The 14210-nt window shown below is 56.6% G+C and carries 12 protein-coding genes; 6 read left to right on the top strand and 6 right to left on the bottom strand.

The window, feature by feature from the left end:
- Positions 1 to 79: 79 nt before the first annotated feature.
- From pyrH to rpsB, 3 genes are all read right to left on the bottom strand, one after another.
- Positions 80 to 805: a UMP kinase gene (gene pyrH / locus D8B20_RS03645; protein WP_145887213.1), complete on the bottom strand. Its 726-nt coding sequence runs from the start codon at positions 803 to 805 to the stop codon at positions 80 to 82.
- A gap of 154 nt (positions 806 to 959) precedes the next feature.
- Positions 960 to 1811, bottom strand: a complete 852-nt coding sequence (gene tsf, locus D8B20_RS03640) for a translation elongation factor Ts (protein ID WP_145887211.1) — start codon at positions 1809 to 1811, stop codon at positions 960 to 962.
- A 181-nt stretch (positions 1812 to 1992) separates the two neighbouring features.
- Positions 1993 to 2718, bottom strand: coding sequence for a 30S ribosomal protein S2 (gene rpsB / locus D8B20_RS03635; RefSeq protein ID WP_145887209.1), 726 nt, complete (start codon positions 2716 to 2718; stop codon positions 1993 to 1995).
- A 315-nt stretch (positions 2719 to 3033) separates the two neighbouring features.
- On the opposite strand from rpsB, the gene map reads away from it, so the two are divergent.
- The 4 genes from map to D8B20_RS03615 all read left to right on the top strand — a co-directional run bounded on the left by map (position 3034) and on the right by D8B20_RS03615 (position 8144).
- Positions 3034 to 3828 carry a type I methionyl aminopeptidase gene (map, locus tag D8B20_RS03630; RefSeq protein WP_145887207.1) on the top strand — a complete coding sequence of 265 codons (795 nt, stop codon included), beginning with the start codon at positions 3034 to 3036 and terminating at the stop codon, positions 3826 to 3828.
- Positions 3829 to 3896: 68 nt separating this feature from the next.
- On the top strand, positions 3897 to 6551 hold the full coding sequence (glnD, locus tag D8B20_RS03625; RefSeq protein WP_145887205.1) for a bifunctional uridylyltransferase/uridylyl-removing protein GlnD: 2655 nt from the start codon (positions 3897 to 3899) through the stop codon (positions 6549 to 6551).
- Positions 6552 to 6634: 83 nt separating this feature from the next.
- On the top strand, positions 6635 to 7459 hold the full coding sequence (gene dapD, locus D8B20_RS03620) for a 2,3,4,5-tetrahydropyridine-2,6-dicarboxylate N-succinyltransferase (RefSeq protein ID WP_145887203.1): 825 nt from the start codon (positions 6635 to 6637) through the stop codon (positions 7457 to 7459).
- 292 nt (positions 7460 to 7751) lie between these two features.
- Entirely contained in the window at positions 7752 to 8144 is a 393-nt protein-coding gene (locus D8B20_RS03615) for a DUF3461 family protein (protein ID WP_145887201.1), read from the top strand.
- A 39-nt stretch (positions 8145 to 8183) separates the two neighbouring features.
- Here the strand turns inward: D8B20_RS03615 and D8B20_RS03610 are convergent, their stop codons facing one another.
- The 3 genes from D8B20_RS03610 to dgt all read right to left on the bottom strand — a co-directional run bounded on the left by D8B20_RS03610 (position 8184) and on the right by dgt (position 12602).
- On the bottom strand, positions 8184 to 9341 hold the full coding sequence (locus D8B20_RS03610; protein WP_145887200.1) for a CdaR family transcriptional regulator: 1158 nt from the start codon (positions 9339 to 9341) through the stop codon (positions 8184 to 8186).
- A 191-nt stretch (positions 9342 to 9532) separates the two neighbouring features.
- Positions 9533 to 10972, bottom strand: a complete 1440-nt coding sequence (degP, locus tag D8B20_RS03605; protein ID WP_145887198.1) for a serine endoprotease DegP — start codon at positions 10970 to 10972, stop codon at positions 9533 to 9535.
- A 136-nt stretch (positions 10973 to 11108) separates the two neighbouring features.
- Positions 11109 to 12602 carry a dGTPase gene (dgt, locus tag D8B20_RS03600; protein ID WP_145887196.1) on the bottom strand — a complete coding sequence of 498 codons (1494 nt, stop codon included), beginning with the start codon at positions 12600 to 12602 and terminating at the stop codon, positions 11109 to 11111.
- Positions 12603 to 12700: 98 nt separating this feature from the next.
- Here dgt and mtnN point away from each other — a divergent pair, with 98 nt between their 5' ends.
- Both mtnN and btuF read left to right on the top strand, forming a co-directional pair.
- Entirely contained in the window at positions 12701 to 13399 is a 699-nt protein-coding gene (gene mtnN / locus D8B20_RS03595; protein WP_145887194.1) for a 5'-methylthioadenosine/S-adenosylhomocysteine nucleosidase, read from the top strand.
- A complete protein-coding gene (gene btuF / locus D8B20_RS03590; RefSeq protein ID WP_145887192.1) occupies positions 13392 to 14195 on the top strand; it encodes a vitamin B12 ABC transporter substrate-binding protein BtuF in 804 nt (267 codons plus the stop codon). The genes mtnN and btuF overlap by 8 nt, the downstream gene beginning before the upstream one ends.
- Positions 14196 to 14210 lie beyond the last annotated feature (15 nt).

The following is a 14210-nucleotide window of genomic DNA, read 5'->3' as shown; positions in this document are numbered from 1 at the left end:
CGCAGATAATGACGGGTAAAGGCGCGCCGCAATGGCTACGCGCCCAAAGAATATACCTTATTTTATCCCGCGTCGGGTATTAATGCGTAATCAGGGTGCCTTCTTTTTCACCCATCACAACGCGACGCAGTGCGCCAGGTTTGTTCATATTGAAAACGCGGATCGGCAGCTGATGGTCGCGGGCCAGCGTAAACGCGGCGAGATCCATCACTTTCAGCTCTTTATCCAGCACTTCAGCATAGGTCAGCTGATCGTACAGCGTTGCATCCGGATTTTTCACCGGATCGGCTGAGTAGACGCCATCCACTTTGGTGGCTTTCAGTACCACGTCCGCTTCAATTTCGATGCCGCGCAGGCAGGCTGCAGAATCGGTGGTAAAGAACGGGTTGCCGGTACCGGCAGAGAAGATCACGACGCGGTTATTACGCAGCAGGCTGATCGCTTCAGCCCAGCTGTAGTTATCACATACGCCATTCAGTGGAATCGCCGACATCAGACGGGCGTTCACGTAAGCACGGTGCAGCGCATCACGCATGGCCAGGCCGTTCATCACGGTTGCCAGCATCCCCATGTGGTCACCGACCACGCGGTTCATCCCTGCCTGTGCCAGGCCTGCGCCACGGAACAGGTTACCGCCACCAATCACCACACCAACCTGAATGCCCAGCTCAACCAGCTCTTTCACCTCTTGCGCCATACGGTCAAGCACGCTCGCGTCGATACCAAAACCTTCAGCACCCTGCAGTGCTTCGCCACTCAGTTTCAGTAAGATACGTTGATATACAGGTTTTGCGTTGGTCGCCATGGTCAATTCTTCCTGGAAGATAAGATGAATGAGAAGTTAAATCTGATTGATCATCCGCTTAACGCGTGAGAAAAGCTATTGGGATGACACTGAAAAACGGCTGCGCCAAAACGCAGACAAAAAAGAACCGCCTCTCGGCGGTTCCGGCAAATCATTAAGACTGTTTGGACATTGCAGCAACTTCTGCTGCGAAGTCAGCTTCAACTTTCTCAATGCCTTCGCCCACTTCAAAGCGGATGAAGTTGATGACGTCAGCGTTTTTCTCTTTCAGCGCCTGGCCAACAGTTTTAGATGGGTCGATAACGAAAGCCTGACCGGTCAGAGAGACTTCGCCGGTGAATTTCTTCATACGGCCTTCAACCATCTTCTCAGCGATCTCTTTTGGCTTGCCAGACTGCATCGCGATGTCCAGCTGTACCTGGTACTCTTTCTCAACCACGTCAGCAGAAACGTCTTCTGGCTTCACGAACTCTGGCTTGCTGGCTGCAACGTGCATCGCAACCTGCTTGCTCAGCTCTTCGTCAGCACCCTGGGTAGAAACCAGAACGCCGATACGTGCGCCGTGCTGGTAGCTGTTCAGCTCAGCACCTTCCAGGATAGCAACACGACGGATGTTGATGTTCTCACCGATTTTCGCAACCAGTGCTACGCGCTCTTCTTCGAACTGCGCTTTCAGAACTTCCACATCAGTCACTTTACCTGCAACAGCCGCAGCCAGCACTTTGTCAGCAAAGGCCTGGAAACCTGCGTCTTTTGCCACGAAGTCAGTCTGGCAGTTCACTTCCAGAATGACGCCGAAACCTTCAGCGATCTGAGTTTTGATCACGCCGTCAGCAGCCACGTTGCCTGCTTTCTTAGCAGCTTTGATCGCACCAGACTTACGCATGTTCTCGATCGCCAGCTCGATGTCGCCGTTCGCTTCGGTCAGCGCTTTTTTGCAGTCCATCATGCCTGCGCCAGTACGCTCACGCAGTTCTTTTACCAATGCAGCGGTAATTTCAGCCATTCCAGAATCCTCGATTCGTCTCTGTGTGCTTTCACACTGTCAGAAACTTGTTGCGGAAAATTTACTTTGCCCCGCCAGCCCGCAGCGGGAGCGTGACAAAGTGAGATAAATAAAGGGGCCTTCACGGCCCCTTAACAGATCACATCTGATGTCTAAGGGCTCTCAGAAAGAGCGAACCTTATTAAGCGTTTTCTAAAGACGCTTCTTCAGCCTGCTCAGCCAGGTCCTGAGAACGGCCTTCGCGCACGGTCGTGGCGACAGCAGTCAGGTACAGGCTTACAGCACGGATCGCATCGTCGTTACCTGGGATAACGAAATCAACGCCGTCTGGATCAGAGTTGGTATCAACGATAGCAAATACCGGGATACCCAGGTTGTTTGCTTCTTTGATGGCGATGTGTTCGTGGTCAGCGTCAACAACGAACAGTGCATCCGGCAGACCGCCCATATCTTTGATACCGCCCAGGCTGTTTTCCAGCTTGGCCAGCTCACGAGCACGCATCAGTGCTTCTTTCTTGGTCAGTTTGTCGAAAGTACCGTCCTGAGACTGAGTTTCCAGATCTTTCAGGCGTTTGATTGACTGACGAACGGTTTTCCAGTTAGTCAGCATACCACCCAGCCAGCGGTGGTTAACGAAGAACTGGTCGCAGCTCAGTGCTGACTCTTTTACCGCTTCGGCAGCAGCGCGCTTAGTACCAACGAAAAGGATTTTGCCTTTACGAGAAGAAATTTTCTGCAACTCAGCCAGAGCTTCGTTGAACATTGGTACAGTCTTCTCAAGGTTGATGATGTGAACCTTGTTACGTGCGCCGAAGATGAATGGCTTCATTTTCGGGTTCCAGTAACGGGTCTGGTGACCGAAGTGAACACCAGCCTTGAGCATGTCGCGCATGGAAACAGTTGCCATGATTACCTCTAAGTTTATTTGGGGTTGGGCCTCCATGTATCCCATACAACCGACCTCTTTCAAGGCACCCCGGCGTATGTGTCGATACATGTGTGTTTTAGTACACATAATGAGATTTATGCGTTTCCTGCCGCTTCAGACGAAGTGACAGAGAATCGTCGGCGCGCTTTATACCATAATGCGCAGGAATACGCCAACAGTTGTTAGCGCGCAAACCGCAGAGTAATCCCGATTTGGCAGCCCATTTGCTGACTGCTAACATGGCTGCCACAGAACTCATTATTGTCGAAAAAATCGGCGATTGCGGAATATTTAATGGCCATTTCAATCAAAACCCCGGAAGAAATCGAAAAAATGCGCGTGGCGGGCCGTCTGGCCGCTGAGGTGCTGGAAATAATCGCCCCGCACGTAGTGCCCGGCGTCACCACTGGCGAACTGGATCGTCTCTGTCACGCCCACATCACGCAGAAACAGCAGGCGATCTCAGCCTGTCTTGGCTATCACGGCTTCCCGAAATCAGTCTGCATTTCGGTGAACGAAGTGGTGTGTCACGGCATTCCCAGCGACGACCGCGTGCTGAAGGATGGCGACATCGTCAATGTGGATGTCACGGTAATCAAAGATGAGTACCACGGCGACACCTCGAAGATGTTTATCGTGGGCAAACCGACCATTCAGGGCGAGCGCCTGTGCCGCGTCACGCAGGAAAGCCTCTACCTTGCGCTGCGTCTGGTGAAGCCGGGCATTCGCCTGCGTGAACTCGGCCGCGCCATTCAGCAGTATGTCGAAGCGCAGGATTTCTCCGTGGTACGTGAATACTGCGGTCACGGCATTGGCAAAGGCTTCCATGAGGAGCCTCAGGTGCTGCACTATGATGCTGACGACAGCGGCGTGGTGCTGCAGGCTGGCATGACCTTCACCGTTGAGCCGATGGTCAACGCCGGCGATTATCGCATCCGCACCATGAAGGATGGCTGGACGGTGAAAACCAAAGATCGCAGCTTGTCCGCGCAGTATGAGCATACTATTGTGGTGACTGAAAACGGCTGTGAGATTCTGACGCTGCGTGCCGACGACACGATTCCGGCAGTGCTGGAAAACAACGCGTAATTCATCTCCATGTTGATAACAGGCCGGCTTATTGCCGGCTTTTTTTATGGCGCAGACGAGGCAAGTCAATGAGTGGTAGCGTGACTGAAGCAGTACACAAAGGCCTGACCGATTCCCCCGCCAGCTGGCCTGATGAGGCGCTGACGCGCGACACGCTCCGGCAGTATCTCGAACAGTTTCAGCAGCATCTCGGCACCGCTTTTGACGCCGGCACCGACGTTGAATCGCTGATCGATGCGCGCACGCTGTTTATTGATCGTCTGCTGCGTCGCCTGTGGCGCTTTTTTGGTTTCGACCAGATGAGCGAGGTTGCGCTGGTGGCAGTGGGCGGTTATGGCCGCGGTGAACTGCACCCGCTGTCCGATATCGACGTGCTGATCCTCAGCCGCCAGCCGCTGAATGATGATGCGGCCCAGCGCACCTCCGCGCTGCTGACGCTGATGTGGGATCTTAAGCTGGAAGTCGGTCACAGCGTGCGCACGCTGGAAGAGTGTCTGCTGGAGGGGCTTTCCGATCTGACGGTGGCCACCAACCTGATTGAATCACGCATGCTGACGGGCGACGTGGCGCTGTTTCTGGAGCTGCAGAAAAACATTTTCAGCGATGGCTTCTGGCCCTCTTCGCGCTTCTTCGCCGCCAAGATTGCCGAACAGCAGGAGCGTCATCAGCGTTACCACGGCACCAGTTACAACCTGGAGCCTGATATCAAAAGCAGCCCCGGCGGCCTGCGCGACATTCACACGTTACAGTGGGTGGCCCGCCGTCATTTTGGTGCCACCACCATGGATGAGATGGTCGGCTTTGGCTTTCTCACCGAAGCTGAACGTAACGAAATCAACGAATGTCAGACCTTTCTCTGGCGCATCCGCTTTGCGCTGCATCTGACGCTGCCGCGCTACGATAACCGCCTGCTGTTTGACCGCCAGTTAAACGTGGCGCAGCGCCTGAACTATGTGGGTGAAGGCAACGCGCCGGTCGAGCGCATGATGAAGGATTTTTACCGCGTCACGCGCCGCATCGGCGAGCTGAACCAGATGCTGCTGCAGCTGTTCGACGAGGCGATTCTGGCGCTGTCCACGACCGAAAAACCGCGCAGCCTTGATGACGATTTTCAGCTGCGCGGCACGCTGATCGACCTGCGCGATCCCACGCTGTTTGAGCGCGAGCCGCAGGCCATTCTGCGCATGTTTTATGTGATGGTGCGCAACGAGCACATCACCGGCATTTACTCCACTACGCTGCGGCAGCTGCGCTATGCGCGCCGCCATCTGAAACAGCCGCTGTGTCAGATTGCCGAAGCGCGCCGCACGTTTATGGCGATCCTGCGCCACCCGGGCGCGGTGAAACGCGCCCTGCTGCCAATGCACCGTCACAGCGTGCTCTGGGCCTATACGCCGCTGTGGGGCAATATTGTCGGCCAGATGCAGTTCGATCTGTTCCACGCCTACACCGTGGATGAGCACACCATCCGCGTGCTGCAGAAGCTGGAGAGCTTTGCCGATGAAGCCACGCGCCCGATGCACCCGCTGTGCGTGGAGCTGTGGCCGCGCCTGCCGCAGCCGGAGTTGCTGCTGATGGCCGCGCTGCTGCACGATATCGCCAAAGGACGCAACGGCGATCACTCGATTCTCGGTGCGCAGGACGCACTGGAGTTTGCCGAGCTGCACGGCCTTAATTCGCGCGAAACCCAGCTGGTCGCCTGGCTGGTGCGCCACCACCTGCTGATGTCGGTTACCGCCCAGCGGCGCGATATTCAGGACCCGACGGTCATTCAGCAGTTTGCCGAAGTGATGCAAAATGAGAACCGGCTGCGCTACCTGGTGTGCCTGACCGTTTCTGACATCTGCGCCACCAATGAAAGCCTGTGGAACAGCTGGAAGCAGAGCCTGCTGCGTGAACTGTTTTTCGCGACCGAGAAACAGCTGCGTCGCGGCATGGAAAACAGCCCCGATTTGCGTGAACGCGTGCGCCATCACCGCCTGCAGGCGCTGGCGCTGCTGCGCATGGAAAACCTTAACGAGGAGCGGCTGCATCATATCTGGAGCCGCTGTCGTGCCGACTACTTTCTGCGCCACACGCCCAACCAGCTGGCCTGGCATGCGCGGCATCTTATCGATCACGATCTGCGTAAGCCGCTGGTGCTGGTCAGCCCGCACGCCACGCGCGGCGGCACGGAAATCTTTATCTGGAGCCCGGACCGCCCTTACCTGTTTGCCGCCGTGGCAGGCGAACTCGACCGCCGCAATCTCAGCGTGCATGACGCGCAGATCTTCACCAGTCGCGACGGCATGGCCATGGATACCTTTATTGTGCTGGAGCCGGACGGCAGTCCGCTGGCTGCCGATCGCCATGCGCTGATTATCCAGGCGCTGGAGCAGGCCATCACCCAGACGCAATGGGTGCCGCCGCGAACGCGCCGGCCGTCATCACGGCTGAAGCATTTCAGCGTGGATACCGAGGTCAATTTCCTGCCCACCCACACCGACCGCCGCAGCTATCTGGAGCTGGTGGCGCTGGATCAGCCCGGCCTGCTGGCGCGTGTAGGCGAAGTGTTTGCGGATTTAGGGGTCTCGCTGCACGGCGCGCGCATCAGCACCATCGGCGAGCGCGTGGAGGATTTATTTATCCTTGCCGATAGCGAACGCCGCGCGCTGGGCGCGGAAATGCGCAATGTGTTGCAACAACGGTTGACAGAAGCGCTTAATCCAAACGATAAAGTGTGACCTACCCGTCAGCATTCAGGTAGATTTTTTGATTCATGTCCGGCGCAGCCGGGCATCCGCTATGACAGACTCAGGAATAGATTATGCAACAGTTACAGAACGTTATCGAAGCTGCCTTTGAGCGCCGCGCCGACATTACGCCCGCCAGCGTGGACAGCGCGACCCGTGACGCCATCAACCAGGTTATTGGCCTGCTGGACAGCGGTGAACTGCGCGTCTCTGAAAAGATCAACGGTGAGTGGGTAACGCATCAGTGGCTGAAGAAAGCAGTTCTGCTGTCGTTCCGCATCAACGACAACCAGGTGATGGAAGGCGCAGAAACCCGCTTTTACGACAAAGTGCCGATGAAGTTCGCCGGCTGGGATGACGCACATTTTAAAGCGGCAGGTTTCCGCGTGGTGCCGCCCGCCGCAGTACGTCAGGGTGCCTTCATTGCGCGCAACACCGTGCTGATGCCTTCTTATGTCAACATTGGTGCGTTCGTCGATGAAGGCACCATGGTGGATACCTGGGCCACCGTGGGTTCCTGTGCGCAGATCGGTAAAAACGTCCACCTCTCCGGCGGCGTAGGCATTGGCGGCGTGCTGGAGCCGCTGCAGGCGAATCCCACCATCATCGAAGACAACTGCTTTATCGGTGCGCGTTCCGAGATCGTAGAAGGCGTTATCGTCGAAGAGGGCTCAGTGATCTCCATGGGCGTCTACATCGGTCAGAGCACCAAAATTTATGATCGTGAAACCGGTGAGATTCACTACGGCCGTGTGCCGGCAGGCTCCGTGGTGGTGTCCGGTAACCTGCCGTCAAAAGATGGCAGCTACAGCCTGTACTGTGCGGTGATCGTGAAGAAAGTGGATGCCAAAACGCTGGCGAAAACCGGTATCAACGAACTGCTGCGCACCATCGACTAAGCGCTTTTTGCACCCGCTTTTCTCTGCTCCGGGCCTGTCAGCAGGCCCGTCATTTTTTCTTTACACTTCGAGATAGATTACCTGTTTCGCGCCGCGAATTAACTGGTGCGTTTGTTTTTCAAACAGTTCATAATCCGCGCCAGTTAACTCCGGTCGCGCACTGTTCATCCCGGTTTTTGTGTCTACAGTTGATTAAGTCTGCCGTAAGCGTTCTGGTTGCTGCCTGTTCGCCGCAGCCGAATGATGATGAAAGTCCTGCGCGCTCACCTCACTCAGATGGAATATAAACGCTATGTACGACAACCTGAAAAGCTTAGGTATCAGCAATCCTGAAGATATTGACCGTTACAGCCTGCGTCAGGAAGCCAGCAACGACATCCTGAAAATCTACTTCCGTAAGGATAAAGGTGAATTTTTCGCCAAAAGCGTGAAGTTCAAATATCCGCGTCAGCGCAAAACTGTCGTCGCTGACCATACCACCCAGGGATATAAAGAGATCCAGGAGATCAGCCCGAATCTGCGTTACGTCATTGATGAACTGGATCAGATCTGCCAGCGCGACCAGGTGGAAGTGGATCTGAAGCGCAAAATCCTCGCTGACCTGCGCCATCTGGAAAACGTGGTCTCGAACAAAATTGCGGAAATTGAATCCGATCTGGATCAGCTGACCCGCAACGGCCGCTAAGCCGGCCTGCTGCCTGAAGCCAGCCTGTGCTGGCTTTTTTTATGCCTGCTCATCCAGCTGCAGCGCCACGTACAGCAGCAGCCGATCGTCAAAGTTGCCGAGGTCCAGGCCGGTCAGCTCCGCAATACGATTAAGACGATACTCCAGCGTATTGCGGTGAATAAACAGCGCTTTTGCCGTGGCACCGGGCTGAACGTTATGGCTGAACCAAGCCACCAGCGTACGGCGCAGCAGGCCGTTGTTATCCATGCTTTTGAGTTTCGCCAGCGGACGCGCCAGCTCATTGGCCTGCCAGCCGCCGCGCAGGCTATCCAGCAGCACCGGCAGCACCAGATCCTGATAAAAAAAGCTGCGCTGCTCCGGCATCCGCTGTTTGCCTACCATCATGGTGGTACGCGCCGTGCGATACGAGCGGGCAAGGCTGCCGGGGCCGGTGAAAAAGTTACCGAGAGCAATGCGCATCCGTACCTGGCCACTCTCTTTCATGCGCTGCAGAAGCTGCTCAACGCGGCGGCGATGATCGTCCTGATCGTAGCGGCCATGTGCATTCAGCGCCGGTTTCAGTACCACCATTTCCGTCAGCGAGACGATAGCAATCAGATTATCGCGATCCGGCGTGGTGAGCAGCGTCTGCAGCTGCTGCAGTTCCGACATGGCGCTGTCCACGCCAAGCTGGCCGCTGTCCACTTCCACTACCGCGACGACACGCGGCTGATTGAGATCGATGCCCAGCCGCTGCGCCCACTCGCTCAGGGCGGGAGAAAGGGTTTCGCTGCGAATCAGGTTCAGCACCAGCTCTTCACGCAGCCGGCTGTCCTGTGCCAGCATGTGCAGCAGACGTGCCTGTTCCAGCATCATCTCGGCAGTCATGCACACCAGCTCGCCGTAGTGGCGCAGGGCACCCGGCTGGCCGGTCAGGCCAATAACGCCAACAATGTCGCCGTCGATGCGCAGCGGCAGGTTGATGCCCGGGCGTACGCCGTGCAGATGTTTGGCCACCGCTTCGTCGATGTCGACTACCCTGCCCTGCGACAGCACCAGCAGGGCGCCCTCGTGCAATTCACCAATGCGCTCGCGGTCGCCACTGCCGATGATGCGACCGCGGGCATCCATCACATTGACATTGCTGTCAATGATTCGCATGGTACGGGCAACAATATCCTGAGCCAGTCGCGCATCGAAATGGTAGGTGGCCATCCGTTACTCCCGAAAAAGAACCGATGCTCAGAATACGCATCCGCTCAGCGCGTGGCATTGTGCATTTGCACATACCAAGCGGAAGATTGCGGGAATTGCGGTCACCGTCACATTCAGTGTGTCGCCGTTTAGCCGGCGCGCAGCAACAAAAAAGGCGAGCCGAAGCTCGCCTGTTATCCTCACGCTGCCTTTTACTGCATCAGTAGATAGAGACTGCTGTCGCCGCGCTGGACATTGAGTGCCAGTACAGACGGTTTGGTATCAAGGATTTTGCGCAGTTCGCCCAGATTCGCGACCGGCTGCTGATTGACGCCGTGAATCACATCGCCTTTCTTCAGACCAATACGCGCCGCAGCACTGCCCGCTTTGACGCTGTCGACGCGTACGCCTTTCTGACCGTTGCTGTCGACATTGCTCAGATCGGCCCCTTCAATACCGGTATAGATGGTCGCCGATGCGACTTTGTCTTTGGTGCTCTGCTGCAGTTCGACCGTCACGCTAACCGGTTTGCCTTCACGCAGCAGCCCCAGCTGCAGTTTGGTCCCTACCGGCAGTGAACCAACCTCAGCACGCAGCGCGGCGAAGCTGGTAAGCGGTTTACCGTTCATGGAGACCACCACATCACCAGGTTTGACGCCGGCTTTTGCCGCCGCCGAGTTCGGCAGCACCTGGCTGACGAAGGCACCGCGCTGGGCATCCACTTTCATCGCTTTCGCCAGTTCGGAGTTGAGTTCTGTCCCGACAATGCCCAGCTCACCGCGTTTCACCTGACCGTACTCCACCATCTGCGTCGTCAGGTTTTTCACCATTGTGCTGGGGATGGCGAAGCCGATACCGATATTGCCGCCATCCGGCGCCAGAATCGCGGTGTTAATGCCAATCAGCTCGCCGTTCAGGTTCACCAGCGCGCCGCCGGAGTTACCGCGGTTGATGGCGGCGTCCGTCTGAATAAAGTTTTCATAGTTCTCTACGTTCAGACCGCTGCGGCCCAGCGCAGAGACAATCCCCGAGGTCACGGTTTCACCCAGGCCGTAAGGGTTACCAATGGCGACGGTATAATCCCCGACGCGCAGGTTGTCAGAATCCGCCATTTTGATGGCCGTCAGGTTCTTCGCATCCTGCAGCTGAATCAGCGCGATGTCAGACTGCGGATCTTTGCCGATAACTTTGGCGTCGTAGCGACGGCCGTCGCTCAGCTGAACCTGAATTTTGGTGGCGTTATCGACCACGTGGTTATTGGTCACCACATAGCCTTTGTCTGCGTTAATAATGACGCCGGAACCCAGCGCGCGGAACTGCTGTTTCTGCGCGCCGCCACCGTCATCGCTGCCATCACCGCCGCCACCCTGGCACATCGGTGAACCCTGGAACGGCGATCCGTCCTGACAGAAGGGGGAGTTATCGCCAAAGAATTGCTGGAACTGCTGCGGCATGCGCGGTGTTTTTACCGTCGTGCTGCCTTCAACGCTGATGCTGACAACCGACGGCATAACTTTTTCCAGCATCGGTGCCAGGCTGGGCAGCTGCTGACTGGAGGACGACGCTGTTTCCGCCGCGAAAACCGTGACAGGGCTGAATGCCATGCCCAGACTCAGCGTCAGCGCACTTAACATTAAGGTGCTTTTTTTCATTCTTCTGTATCTCTCTGAAAATGACGGCCTGACCATTGCTGTGGTCGTGATGATGAGAGTCAGTTTTTAGCGCGAAGTTCCTGTGAAAGTTTAAGGCAAAGGTAAAAATTTATGCGCTGTCTTTACAAAACTGCGCTTATTCCACCGCCATCAAACGCCGGTACTCATCCCATGCATAATTATCGGTCATGCCACTGATGTAATCCTGAATCAGGCGGGAACGATAATAACGCTCCCACAACAGCCGCTGATATTTATGCTCAACGATCAGCGTGCGCATTTGCTGCTGATATGCCTTACAATGCTTGCCGGAAAGTTTATGAAACAACCGCGTTTCAATAGGATGCTGCGCCAGGAAATCGTCATTCATCAGCCGGGTAAATTGTTCGTAATCCAGCTGCATCAGCGACTGATATATTTCCAGCAGCCCCTTGATGACGCGGTAACCCTGTAATTCCAGCTGTTCCACTTCCGGATGATTAAATACCCGCTGGCGTGCGGCCGTTTTAAATAATGAAAGCAGTCGCCCCTCTTCGCCATCATCTTCCAGTAACGCGTGATTAAAACTGCCGTCATAAATCGCCGGCAGATTATCAACAAAGCGGCGCACGGCGTGGCTGACTAATATGTTCTGCACATTGACCCGCAGCGACATAAAAAACTGATCGCTGGTGCTGCGGCGTTTTTTCTGATTAGCCTCTTTCCAGGCCTCGCCCACCGTCCGGCTGAATGCATCACCGGGTTTCACCGTGCCCCAGATCGCCAGCAGCGCCTGATACAGCGTCTCTACGTTAAAAATATCTTTTTCTACGGCGTCATCCAGATCGGCAATGCAATAAGAGATATCGTCCGCGGCTTCCATTATCCAGGTCAGGGGGAAGCGATGATGCTCAGCGATATTCGTCGCCGCGCGTAGCTCAGCCACATATTCACGCTCGGATAAATAAAAGCCCGGTTTTTTCATCAGCACGCTGAATGCCGCCGGCTTATCGCCCTGCCACCAGGCCGGAGCGGTATATTTCAGAATACAGGCCACCTGCGCATAGCTTAAATTAAGCTGCAGCAGCGTGTGCACCAGGCGAATGGCCTGCGCGTTGCCTTCAAAATTACACAAATCCTGACGAATCATCGCATTCAGTCGGTCAAAATCGGCGCGCTGCGTCTCGTCCGCTACGCCCGCGACCAGCGGATCGACCAGTTCTGCCGGCAGGTTATCTTCAAACCAGTCGTTGATGGCCGCTTCCCCGAAGTGGCCGAATGGCGGATTGCCCACGTCATGCAGCAGACAGGCCATCTCCACCAGGCTCTCCACCGCGCCTTCAAAGCCGTCCAGCCCATAGGCCGCCAGGCCGCCGCCCTGCGTTTGCAGGGTGTGAAGAATCTCTTTGGTGATGTATCGCCCGGTCTGCTGTACCTCCAGCGAATGGGTCAGACGTGACCGCACGGCGGCATTGCGCTCCAGCGGAAAAACCTGGGTTTTCTGCTGCAGGCGGCGGATCGCGGCAGAATTAATGATGCGTCCGCGATCGCTTTCAAAGTGACGGGTAATTAAATATTCCCCTTCCGGATCTTTGCGACTGGTATAAGGGCGGGTGAAACTGATCTTCTTCCTGAAATTGATCGGCGCCATCTTTACCCCTTATTTTTTCGTGAATTCATCCTCAGTCAGCCATGATAGACTATGCCTCACTTTAGCCTTATACATCCATAACTACAGCGAGATTCTTTATGAAAGCAGGCATTATTGGCGCGATGGAGCAGGAAGTTACGCTGCTGCGTGACAAAATTGAAAACCGCCAGACGCTGTCGCTGGCCGGCTGCGAAATTTACACCGGAACGCTGAATGGCGTTGACGTCGCCCTGCTGAAATCCGGTATCGGCAAGACCGCTGCCGCGCTCGGAACCACGCTGCTGCTGCAGCTGTGCAAACCGGATGTGGTGATCAACACCGGCTCCGCGGGTGGCCTGGCAGCCACGCTGCAGGTGGGCGATATTGTGGTATCGGATGCCGTGCGCTATCACGATGCTGACGTCACCGCTTTTGGTTATGAACCCGGCCAGATGGCGGGCTGCCCGGCGGCATTTGCCGCCGATGAGACGCTGATTACTGCCGCAGAGCAGGTGATTAACCAACTGAATCTCAACGCAGTGCGCGGTCTGGTGGTCAGCGGCGATGCCTTCATCAACGGGGCCGAGCCACTGGCGCGCATCCGTCAGACTTTCCCGCAGGCGATTGCGGTAGAGATGGAAGCCACGGCGATTGGCCATGTCTGCCACCAGTTCGGCGTGCCGTTTGTGGTGGTGCGCGCCATTTCTGACGTGGCTGACAAAGCCTCGCACCTGAGCTTCGAAGAATTCCTCAGCGTGGCCGCCCGTCAGTCTTCGCTGATGGTTGAAAACCTGCTGGCGCAGCTGACGCGTGGCTAAATGGCTGCTGTGCGGGCTGGTGCTACTGTGCCATAGCCTGCTGGCCGCCACACCGCGCGTTATCACGCTCTCTCCGCACCTGACGGAGCTGGCTTTTGCCGCCGGCATTACACCGGTGGCCGTCAGCGCCTACTCTGATTACCCTGCCGCTGCGCGAACGCTGGAACAGGTTGCCAGCTGGCAGGGCATCAAGACAGAACGTATTCTGCAACTGAAACCGGATGTGGTGCTGGCGTGGCGCGGCGGCAATCCGCAGCGGCAAATCGAGCAGCTGCAGCGTCTCGGTGTCCGGGTGGAATGGATCGATCCGCAGAGCCTCGACCAGATGATTAACACCCTCACCCGCCTGCAGGTGTGGAGCCCGCACCCGCAGCAGGCGGTGGCGGCCGCGCAGACGCTGCGCAGGCAGGCTGCAGCGCTGCGTCAGCAGTATCAGCAGCAAACCCCGGTGCCGCTGTTTCTGCAGTTTGGCCAGCAGCCGCTGTTCACCGCTGCACGTAATACGCTGCAAAATGAGATCATTACGCTGTGCGGCGGACGCAATATCTTTGCCGACAGCCCGGTGAGCTGGCCGCAGGTGAGCCGCGAGCAGGTGCTGGCGCGTCATCCACAGGCCATTGTTATTGGCGGCGATGCCGCCCGTGCTGCCAGCGTCGCGCAGTTCTGGCAGCCGCAGCTCAGCGTGCCGGTTATCGCCATCAATGATGACTGGCTGAGCCGTCCCGGCCCCCGCCTGCTGCTGGCCGCCGGCGCGTTGTGTCAGGCGCTGCACCCGGCGAAAAAAAAGCCAGACTAAGCGTAAAGATTCAGC

The organism is Candidatus Pantoea soli, from assembly GCF_007833795.1.
GTDB lineage: Bacteria > Pseudomonadota > Gammaproteobacteria > Enterobacterales > Enterobacteriaceae > Pantoea > Pantoea soli.
The sequence above is the reverse complement of the archived record's forward strand: the minus strand, read 5'-3'. Positions and strand labels throughout refer to the sequence as shown.

Bases quoted from the DNA above. Each gene is read 5' to 3' on its own strand.
- map (WP_145887207.1), top strand. From the start codon at position 3,034: ATGGCCATTTCAATCAAAACCCCGGAAGAAATCGAAAAAATGCGCGTG.
- rpsB (WP_145887209.1), bottom strand. From the start codon at position 2,718: ATGGCAACTGTTTCCATGCGCGACATGCTCAAGGCTGGTGTTCACTTC.
- dapD (WP_145887203.1), top strand. From the start codon at position 6,635: ATGCAACAGTTACAGAACGTTATCGAAGCTGCCTTTGAGCGCCGCGCC.
- mtnN (WP_145887194.1), top strand. From the start codon at position 12,701: ATGAAAGCAGGCATTATTGGCGCGATGGAGCAGGAAGTTACGCTGCTG.
- degP (WP_145887198.1), bottom strand. From the start codon at position 10,972: ATGAAAAAAAGCACCTTAATGTTAAGTGCGCTGACGCTGAGTCTGGGC.
- D8B20_RS03610 (WP_145887200.1), bottom strand. From the start codon at position 9,341: ATGGCCACCTACCATTTCGATGCGCGACTGGCTCAGGATATTGTTGCC.
- pyrH (WP_145887213.1), bottom strand. From the start codon at position 805: ATGGCGACCAACGCAAAACCTGTATATCAACGTATCTTACTGAAACTG.
- D8B20_RS03615 (WP_145887201.1), top strand. From the start codon at position 7,752: ATGTACGACAACCTGAAAAGCTTAGGTATCAGCAATCCTGAAGATATT.
- tsf (WP_145887211.1), bottom strand. From the start codon at position 1,811: ATGGCTGAAATTACCGCTGCATTGGTAAAAGAACTGCGTGAGCGTACT.
- glnD (WP_145887205.1), top strand. From the start codon at position 3,897: ATGAGTGGTAGCGTGACTGAAGCAGTACACAAAGGCCTGACCGATTCC.
- dgt (WP_145887196.1), bottom strand. From the start codon at position 12,602: ATGGCGCCGATCAATTTCAGGAAGAAGATCAGTTTCACCCGCCCTTAT.